At 37.9% G+C, this 9,334-nt stretch carries 8 protein-coding genes; 5 read left to right on the top strand and 3 right to left on the bottom strand.

Translation table 11 applies throughout. The features are described 5' to 3' along the window. Positions 1-357: hypothetical protein (locus tag HMPREF3216_RS06545; RefSeq protein ID WP_196485419.1), on the top strand; the 357-nt coding region annotated here is incomplete at its 5' end. A gap of 122 nt (positions 358-479) precedes the next feature. On the opposite strand, the gene HMPREF3216_RS02410 is transcribed toward HMPREF3216_RS06545, so the two are convergent. The 3 genes from HMPREF3216_RS02410 to HMPREF3216_RS02400 form a co-directional block, all read right to left on the bottom strand. Further along, positions 480-758: a type II toxin-antitoxin system YafQ family toxin gene (locus tag HMPREF3216_RS02410; protein ID WP_060786775.1), complete on the bottom strand. Its 279-nt coding sequence runs from the start codon at positions 756-758 to the stop codon at positions 480-482. Between the two features lie 2 nt (positions 759-760). Beyond that, complete coding sequence (locus HMPREF3216_RS02405; RefSeq protein WP_060786774.1) at positions 761-1,093, bottom strand: type II toxin-antitoxin system RelB/DinJ family antitoxin; 333 nt, start codon at positions 1,091-1,093, stop codon at positions 761-763. 237 nt (positions 1,094-1,330) lie between these two features. Continuing rightward, positions 1,331-2,614, bottom strand: a complete 1,284-nt coding sequence (locus tag HMPREF3216_RS02400) for an ATP-binding protein (RefSeq protein WP_060786773.1) — start codon at positions 2,612-2,614, stop codon at positions 1,331-1,333. 355 nt (positions 2,615-2,969) lie between these two features. On the opposite strand from HMPREF3216_RS02400, the gene HMPREF3216_RS02395 reads away from it, so the two are divergent. From HMPREF3216_RS02395 to HMPREF3216_RS02380, 4 genes are all read left to right on the top strand, one after another. Beyond that, positions 2,970-5,687 (top strand): leucine-rich repeat domain-containing protein, encoded by a 2,718-nt coding sequence (locus HMPREF3216_RS02395; RefSeq protein WP_060786772.1) that lies wholly within the window; start codon positions 2,970-2,972, stop codon positions 5,685-5,687. Positions 5,688-5,908: 221 nt separating this feature from the next. Further along, entirely contained in the window at positions 5,909-6,250 is a 342-nt protein-coding gene (locus HMPREF3216_RS02390; protein ID WP_196485418.1) for a helix-turn-helix domain-containing protein, read from the top strand. Between the two features lie 293 nt (positions 6,251-6,543). Next, positions 6,544-6,816, top strand: coding sequence for a type II toxin-antitoxin system RelB/DinJ family antitoxin (locus HMPREF3216_RS02385; protein WP_060786771.1), 273 nt, complete (start codon positions 6,544-6,546; stop codon positions 6,814-6,816). 291 nt (positions 6,817-7,107) lie between these two features. Continuing rightward, positions 7,108-9,334: BspA family leucine-rich repeat surface protein (locus tag HMPREF3216_RS02380; protein ID WP_155639669.1), on the top strand; the 2,227-nt coding region annotated here is incomplete at its 3' end.

Raw genomic sequence — 9,334 nt, 5'->3', positions numbered from 1 at the left:
TTAAACGCTGGTGGAAGTGGCTCTAATTCAAGCAATTCCGCTAAGTCGAATGACTCTGATTCTGCCAAGGATTCTGCTAAGGATTCTGCTGAGGATCACTCTGATTCCAGCGATTCTGCTAAGGATTCTGCAAAAGACTCCGATAAGGATTCTAAGGATTCTAAGGATTCGGCAAAGTCTTCTGCTAGTAGTTCAGCAAAGAGTGCATCGAACTCTTCCAATGTTGGTTTGATTGCGTCTATTGTTGGCGCTCTTGCCGCTATTGCTGCGATTGTTGGTGGATTCTTCTTCTTTATTCTGTTTGGTAAGAAAAAGAAGAAGAACAAAGGTGAAGACGAAAAAGAAGGTGAAAACTAAGGCGAAATCAGCCGCGGCTAATCGCATATCATAAATCCCATAAATAAACTAAGGCGAGTACTTTGGTAACGCAACGTGCTCGCCTTATTTGTTTTTATTTCGATTTGCTATTTCTTAAGATTTTATTCGTTAAATACGTCTGAGTGTGTTCCTGTTCGAGAAAGTACAAGCACTACGTCATCGTTATCTATGCGATATATAAGCAGCCAGTCTGGCTTTACATGGCATTCGCGAAATCCTCGGTATTTACCTTTAAGCGGATGATCTTGGTATGATTCGTCAAGAACCTCTTCGTTACGTAACTTTTCAAGTAATATATCAACAAGATGTGTATCGTATCCGCGCTTTCTGATTAGCTTCATGTCTTTTTTAAATTGTGAAGTGTATGTTAAAGTAAGCATGATTAATCTTCCTTAAAAACGTCGTCCATCATCTCGGATACTGAGTTATAGCGTTTTGCTGGAATTTTTCCAGATAGAATATCTTCGGCTTCCTTAAACGCAGCGATTGTTTCTTTATTGTATTTTGGCTGCTTTAAGTCGAATGGGAGTCCTTCTACCATAAGCGATTTGTGTAAGAACATGTTGATTGCATCGCTAAGAGTTATGCCGAAGCTGGCGAATAGTTCTTCTGCTTGCTCTTTAACTTCTTTTGTGACGCGCACGTTGATGCTTGCGGTTTTTGCTGCTGTTTTTGTTTGGGTTTTTGTTGCTGTTGCGGTTGCGCTGATTGCCATAATATGCTCCTTGATTTTAGGTATTAATGCTTTGCTTCTATAAGTCATTAGTTTTTGACGTGTTTATTTTTCTAGTTTTTCTAGTTTTTGATATTCAGCTATCAACTTTTATTACATTCTACAATGTATTACTTTGTTTTACAATATGCTATAAACGTTTTACAATGTATTACGATTGTATTACATTTACTGCTTGCTGCTCTTGTTACAAGATACGCTTTCTTGCAATGTGTGCGCTTATTTAAGTAGCCAGTCCGTAAGATTAATCGCCTTAATGCCGTCGTAAGAGTTTATGTAATCGTGATACATCGAAATCACAATTTTTTCGTAATTATCTTTGATTGCACGTAGCGGCTTTAGCTCTCGTTCGCGTGTTTCTGGCGATTGCATGCTTTCGGTAACCTGAACATATATTTTTTCGTTAGGTTTTTCCGCAACAAAATCCACTTCCGCGTTGCCAACTTTTCCAATATAAACGCGATAGTCGCGTCTAAGAAGTTCAAGAAATACAACGTTTTCTATAATGTGACCGCGATCTGTTCCTCTATATCCTAAAAGCATGTTACGGAAACCTAAGTCAATAACGTAGTTTTTTCCGAGTGTTTTTAGAAGTTCTTTGCCTTGAACATCGTAGCGTTGTACTGGATAAACAATAAAAGCATCTTTTAACATTCGTATGTAATCGCTAACGGTTTTGCTAGCAACGGATACTGTGGTTTTTTCAATATCTCCTTCAGCTCGAAGCGATTTGCTTATGCTGTTTGGTGAAGTTGTGCTGCCAATGGTGGAGCATAAGAAAGTCATAAGTTTTTGTAAAACGATTTGGTCTGCTTTTTCGTTTCTTTGTAAAACGTCTCGTAATATAACGGTTGAATATATTCCTTCCAAATCTTGCATGCTACGCGCTTCGTTGAATTTATACTCGCTTAGCACGGGCATTCCGCCAAATTGCAAGTATTTTTGGAACTTTTCATCTGTGGATGCGCTTGTTGGGAAGTTGTAAAAGTCTAGGAATTCTTTGAATGATAATGGCAGCATGCGGATTTCAACATAGCGACCTGCGAGAAGTGTTGAAAATTCGCTAGAAAGTAAGTATGCGTTGGATCCTGTAATGTAAATGTCAACATTAAAATCAATGCGGAAAGACTCCACTGCTTTTTGCCAATCTTCTACTGCTTGAAGCTCGTCAAAAATAAGATATGTTTTTGTGGATTTGCTGGCATTGTGTGATTCGATGCTTTCTGCACAGTCTGCTGGAATGTGCTTGCTTATATAATCGTACAATTCCGTGTAATTGGTTATATTTCGATATTTAAGAGACTCAAGATTTATGTGAATGATGTGGTCTTCGCTTACTCCGGAATTAAGTAGATGCTTATGGAAAAGATCTAGTAGGGAAGATTTTCCACACCTTCGGATGCCAGTTACGATTTTCACTAAGTCTACGTCTTTATGTTCAATAAGCTGGTTTAGGTATTCTGGGCGATTTATGAGCGTGTGTGTTGCTGAATTGTATATCACCGTAAGCTCCCTTTGAACACTTCCTCTACTTTTTCAACTTTTTAACCATATTATCAAAAACTTGCTTAAAATTCAAAGTTTTTGAATCCTACGTTAAAAACTTTTATATTTTGGCAACTTTTTGAATCACACGTTAAAAACTTTTGTATTTTGGCAACTTTTTGAATCTCACGTTAAAAACTTTTCTTAAGTCTATTCTAAAAATGTTCTTAATGAGTGCATTTGCAATGTGCTTGTAACTATATAAATGTATTGGGGGGGGGGTATGGTATATAGCGTTTTGTGCAATGAATTGCAGAGGAATTGGGATTTTTAATTTGTTCTCATTTGCATCTTTGTATTGGGAGAAATTGTTATGAAAAACGCTAAAAAACGTAGTATTCTTGCGCCTCTAAGTGCTGGTTTTTGCGCAACAGTGTTGGCTGTAGCGGGCGGACTTTCATCAAACGTTTCCTATGCAAGTGTTGCTAGTGCAACACGTTCAGTGCATACTTCTTCAGTTAATTCTTCAGAAGTTAGCGGCAATAGCAACTATGTTCAATTTACAAATCCTAAACTTAAAGACGCTATCTTAAATTATCTGAAAGATGGTAGCAATGCTTCATCTTGGGGAGCTGAGCGTGGAAAAGCTCTTTTGGGTAAGAACGATACTGGAGTTACACTTGAACAGGCAAGTAAAGTAACAAACTTAAATTTGTGCGGTAAGGGTATATCGTCTATTGAAGGTATTGAAAACTTCACTAATTTAAATCGTATTGACTTCGACCATAATAGTATTTCTGATTTATCTCCGCTCGCTAGCATAACAAGTTTAGAATCAATTTATGCAACTTATAATAAAATTTCTGACCTCACTCCTTTACAAAGCTTAAGCTCACTAAAATGTTTAAGAGCTAGTAGTAATAAAATCACTGATTTTTCTACAATTGGCAATTTAACTAGTTTAGAAACTCTATATCTCGGGGAAAATCCTGGTATTAAAAATTTTGATACTCTTAAGAAATTCACGAATTTAACAGATCTTAATTTGGACAGTACTCAATTTTCTGATTTGAATATTATTAAAGATTTAACAAAATTAAAACTTCTTTATCTTCAATCCACAGATATTGCAGATTTATCTCCGATTGAAGGTTTAACTAATCTCGAAACTCTTTCACTCTATGATAATAAATTCACATCTCTTGAACCGTTGAAAAACTTGACTAAGTTAAAAAGTATTTCACTTGGGCTTGAAAATGGTATAAAGAGTATTTCTGTACTTGAAGAATTACCACAATTAAATAGTCTTAGTATGTACGGCTTAAAATTTTCGTTAAGCTCTGAACAGCAATCGACTCCTCTGGGAATTGAGTATGCTGATAAATTGTCTTTTTCCTCGAGTGTTGGCAGTGTTGAGAAGGGTAGTTTTGTTCTTAACGATAGTATCAATTTGCCATATAAAGATGATGTAACAATTGAATTTAAAAATGATAAATCGTTTAAGATTGGAAACGTGACTATTGGCGCTAATGGATATAACGGAAAAATAAAGCTTCATCTTAATGTGCCAAAAATAGAAACTGTTGAAGGCAAAATGACGTATGAAGGGGATGCGTCGATTGATTATAACACTCAGAAGAAGATTAGTGACCCTGTTAAAGGTAAAAAGAAGAGATATAAAAATGGTCACGAAGATACTATCGTTGATGCTAAAAACGGCTTAACTAAAGTTGGCAATAAGGAAGTTGTGACTGAGGAGATTCAGCCTGGTACAATTTATCAAGCTGATAGTTCTCTGGCGTATAGAGAAACGAATAAGACTGTTGGTACTAAGGGAACGCGTACAATAGAAAAATTCCATAGTGTAGATCCAAATACTGGTGCAATTTCAACAGCATTTAGTTCAAATAGCGGGATAACTAAAAAAGCTATTGATACCGTAATAAAAGTTGGCAACGTAGATACTAAGACTGAAACTATTAAATTTAAGACTATCTATATTGCAGATGACACGCTTGCTTATGAAGCAAAAGAAGACAAAACTGCTGGCAAGAACGGTTCTAAGACGGTCACAACCACTTATAGAGTTGATAAAACTACAGGTCTTACCAAAGACGTTGAAAGTACGAAAGAAAAAACTGTTGATCCAACAGACCATGTAGTAAGAGTCGGCAATAAGCAGGTTACGCATGAGGGTAATAAGACTATTACTACTACGTACGATGTCGATAAAGATACAGGAAAATTAACCAATCCGAAAAAGCACACATCTATGCCAGCTGGTACTTTGACACCGGCTGTTCAGCATGATAACTCCGAGCCTGCGGTTCTTGATACTCAAGAAGCAGAAGTCTTGCTGGGAAAGATGAAGTATGAGGCAGACGATACACTTCCTTACAACACGCAAAAGAAAATCAGTGACCCTGTAGATGGTCTCAAAATTACCACTCATACGGGCAGCTTTGTTAACGGCAAATGGGGTCCAAGCGACAAGGTGGAGACTACTGCTGCTCAGGATGGTTTGACTAAAGTCGGTAATAAGCAGGTTACGCATGAGGGTAATAAGACTATTACTACTACGTACGATGTTGACCCTGATACGGGCAAATTAACCAATCCAAAAAAGCGCACATCTATGCCTATGGCTAGTTTGATAGATCCTTCTGCTAATCCAGACCCAGGCCCAAATCCAGACCCAGATTCGAATGATAATGGCGGCGGCGATAATAATGACGGCGGAAGTGTTGAACCAGAATCTACTGATATTCCTGAATTGAATATTGGCGGCGGCAACGGCGGCAATGGCGATAACACCAATGGTAGTGGCGTGGGAGAAAACGCCAACAATGGAGGCAACCGAAGTGACGCCAATAACGGCACTGTGAATGGAGCTGCTGTCAACAACAACAGTGGTGCAAACAGAAGTGGTTCTGCTAAGTCGCAAGCTACACGTACGCGCTCTGCCGACGCATTGCCAAACACGGGTTCAAACGCCTATGGTGCAGCTTTTGCATCATTCGGTGCGATGGTGTTTGGCATGTTTGCTGCGGGCGCCGCGGCAAATCGCAAGCGCGCTAAGCATTTGCGCTAGAACAGCGTTATTCTCTAAGTTATAAATAAATTAAGGCGGGCACTCGTAACAATTACGTGCTCGCCTTAATTGTTATTGGTTGCATTTTAGCCATATTCATACTGTCTGCAATGCAAATGTCTTATGGGATTTTTATATGATTTGCAAGACATATACAAGCTTTTATGGTATATATAGCATAAAAGTCGTTCTGAATATTTTAATCGAAAGATGGGTTTGAGATGAAAAAGCAGGAATTGCAAGGAAGTCAAGAATTGCATGGAAGACGAATGAATGATTTGCATGAACTTACAAACGAGCTTATTAAGGATCCTGAATTCAAGAAAGAGTATGATGCTCTTCAATCAGAAAGGGATTTAACTATGTCTCTTGTTATGGCTAGGAAAAATGCTGGCATGACTCAGGCGGAGCTTTCGGCGAAAACAGGAATTAGTCAGTCTGATATTAGCAGGTTGGAAAATGGTTCAAGGAATCCAACTATTGCGCTTTTGAATCGTATTGCGAATGCTTTGAATGCGACTTGTAGGATTGAGTTTGTGCAGAATAAGCAGGTTGCGAAGTAGTCTGTCTGCGGTAAATCGCAAGCGTGCTAAGCATTTGCGATAGTTGTGATTAATAGCAAGTTAATCGCAGTGCATAAATTCTATAAATAAATTAAGGCGAGTACTTTGATAATGCAACGTGCTCGCCTTATTGTTTTAGATTGCCTTATTGTTTCTTGCGCTTTGTTGTTTGCGTTTGCAATTCCTATTCAGTTGTATTACTTTAGTTGGTCTGAATTATATACATTGTAATGACAATATGTTGAACATAAACGAATATTTGCGTATAGTAAAAGAAGATGGAGGTATTGTATATGACTACTACGAATTTAAATATCAGAACAGATAAGGTAATTAAAGAACAAGCTGATAGGATTTTTTCAGAACTCGGATTCAATATGACGACAGCGATTAATATGTTTTTGCGAACAACTATTCGTGAGAACGGAATTCCTTTTTCTCTTAAATTAGAGGTTCCAAATGATACAACGATTGCTGCTATTGAAGAGGGTAGACGGATTGCGTCTGATCCTAGTGTAAAGGGTTATCGAAATATGGAAGATCTTAAGGCGGCTCTTGATTTATGAAATTAAGAATGAAGTTCTTGTTTTGATGTTATATAGGCTTGGCACGCATTCAGAATTGTTTAAGAAATAAAATATCGCATTGTTAAATTAACATTTTTAAATCTGCAGCTTTTTATTGATAAAAGGTTAGCTTGTGGCGGTTTTTGTTATATTTCATTGCTTTTTGCGCGGATAGTATGTTGTGTTTATGCGTTTGGGTGTAAAATATTAAACGGTTTATGCATAGAGTTTTGTGCTTGCATTTTCTTGCGTGTGAATTTGTGAGCATTTGGTGCGTTGAGAAGGTTTATTATGAAGAAGAGTAATAAGCATATCCGTAGTGTTAGTAATCATAGTGTTCGCAATCGTAGTGTTTTTGTGCCGCTTAGTGCTGGTTTTTGCGCAACAGCGTTGGCTATAACTGGGGGAGTTGTGGCCAATGCTTCTGCGGTTTCTAGTGTTGCTGGTGCTTCTTCTAGTGTTGCTTCTTCTTCTAGCGTTGTTAAATCGTCTGCTACTAAAGTTGCTAAGAAGGCTAATCCTGTTACGGGGGGGGGTGTGCAGAATTCTGAGCGTTCTGCTGTTCCGACTACTAAATCCACTAGTCTCACTAGAAAAGAAGCCATTAACATGGCTGGTTGTGAGGCTGTAATCGAAACAATAGATGGTGTTAAATACCTTGTAATCAAGCCAAAAGGTAAAGCCACTGAGGGCATTATCAGCGCCGACATTAAGGGACATGATTTTGGAGATATTCGAGATAAGATTAGAAGCGATGAAGCTTCTGGCGCAACTCTAAGATTTGAAAACAATGTAAAAGGCTACGGTAGTATCAGTCAATTGTTCTCTAGTAATAATATTGAGTCTCTTGGAAATATTGGCGACTTTGATGTAAGCAATGTTACTGATATGAAAGAACTATTTAGATATTGCTCCAATTTGTCGGATATTTCAGGTTTAAGTGATTGGGATACAAGCAATGTTACGGACATGTCAAATATGTTTGAAGCTTGTATAGACCTTAAAAGTTTGAGGGGCTTGGAGAAGTGGAATACAGGCAAGGTTTCAGACATGTCGTGGATGTTTCAAAATTGTATAAGCCTCGAAGATTTGAATGGTTTGGAGAGTTGGAATACCAGCAAAGTTACGAACATGTCGAGTATGTTTTTCTGCTGCAAGAACATTGATAGTTTAAAGGGTTTAGAGAAGTGGAATACTGTCAGTGTTACGGACATGTCGGGTATGTTTTATGGCTGTGAGAAGTTGAATAATATTTCAGCATTAGATAAGTGGAATACGGGCAGTGTTACGGACATGTCTAATATGTTTGAAACCTGTACAAGTCTAGAAGATTTGAGTGGCTTGAAAGATTGGAATACGGTCAATGTTGCTAAAATGTCGAGTATGTTTACACTCTGTGCAAGCCTTAAAGATTTGGATGGCTTGAAAGATTGGAATGTGGGCAGTGTTACGGACATGTCTAATATGTTTTATGACTGCAAGAATTTAACGAATATCAGCGGAATAGGTAATTGGAGTTTTAAAGAAGGCAACAAATCATTTGATATGATTAGCAACCTGTTTTTTGGTTGTGAGAAGCTGTCTAACATATCTTCTATAGCTAAATGGGTTGATATTTTTAAAACCACGGGCTCCAGCGATGCCTATATGTTGGGTGATAGATTTTTAGATTCTGCTCCATTAACGTTAACTACAGATTGGTTTAAAGATAAATCGAATTTTGGAATATTTTCTCATTATTCTTCTGGTGCTGTTTTTATTTTCAATGAGGGAAATAAAATAGATGACGATATAGTAGAGAAATTTAAAACTGATAAAGATATAGCAGAATTACTCAAACATAACATTATTATTACTAATAATGACAAATTACTTAAGGCTGCAAAAGATAAAAAAATAGAAGATTTCAATCATTGTGTTTATATACAATACGGTAACCAAGGTGCATCTGGGAGTATTCCATCGGTTCTTGATTCGCGTGTTAACGGTAAAGTTTCAACGGATATTGTTGAGATTGTAAAGCACTATATTCCTACGGCTGTTGAAGATGGTGTGGCAAAGCTGCGTAAAAATAACACGTCATTGAACATTCCAACTGACTATATAGCAGTTGCTTCTAGCGAACTTTCCTCGACCTCAAAGCTTTTGGACTTGTTCCAAACGTATGAGATTAAAGCTGCGCATACCGTAACGTTTAAGAATGGCGAGTCTAAGGTTGCAACCGTTAAAGTTGAAGCTGGTGGGAAGATTGCCGATCTTAAGGGCAAAACAATCGTAACAAGTGATGCTGTTTTAACTGGCGTTACTATGCCAGCTGCTCCTGCTAAAGAAGGCTTTACATTCAAAGAGTGGAATACAAAAGCAGACGTCACAGGTACAAAGTTTACCGATCAGATTGCTGTGAAGGCGGATACTACTGTGTATGCAATATACACAAAGAATACAACTCCAACACCGCCAGATCCTAATCCAACTCCGACTCCGCAGCCGCCTACACCAGAGCCTGAGCCTGAACCAA

This window comes from Gardnerella vaginalis (genome assembly GCF_001546455.1).
Taxonomy (GTDB): Bacteria; Actinomycetota; Actinomycetes; order Actinomycetales; family Bifidobacteriaceae; genus Bifidobacterium; species Bifidobacterium vaginale_B.
The sequence above is the reverse complement of the archived record's forward strand: the minus strand, read 5'-3'. Positions and strand labels throughout refer to the sequence as shown.

What these genes read in the sequence shown, in the direction of transcription:
- HMPREF3216_RS02410 (WP_060786775.1), bottom strand. Translation starts at nt 758, where the DNA reads ATGCTTACTTTAACATACACTTCACAATTTAAAAAAGACATGAAGCTA.
- HMPREF3216_RS02405 (WP_060786774.1), bottom strand. Translation starts at nt 1,093, where the DNA reads ATGGCAATCAGCGCAACCGCAACAGCAACAAAAACCCAAACAAAAACA.
- HMPREF3216_RS02395 (WP_060786772.1), top strand. Translation starts at nt 2,970, where the DNA reads ATGAAAAACGCTAAAAAACGTAGTATTCTTGCGCCTCTAAGTGCTGGT.
- HMPREF3216_RS02390 (WP_196485418.1), top strand. Translation starts at nt 5,909, where the DNA reads ATGAAAAAGCAGGAATTGCAAGGAAGTCAAGAATTGCATGGAAGACGA.
- HMPREF3216_RS02385 (WP_060786771.1), top strand. Translation starts at nt 6,544, where the DNA reads ATGACTACTACGAATTTAAATATCAGAACAGATAAGGTAATTAAAGAA.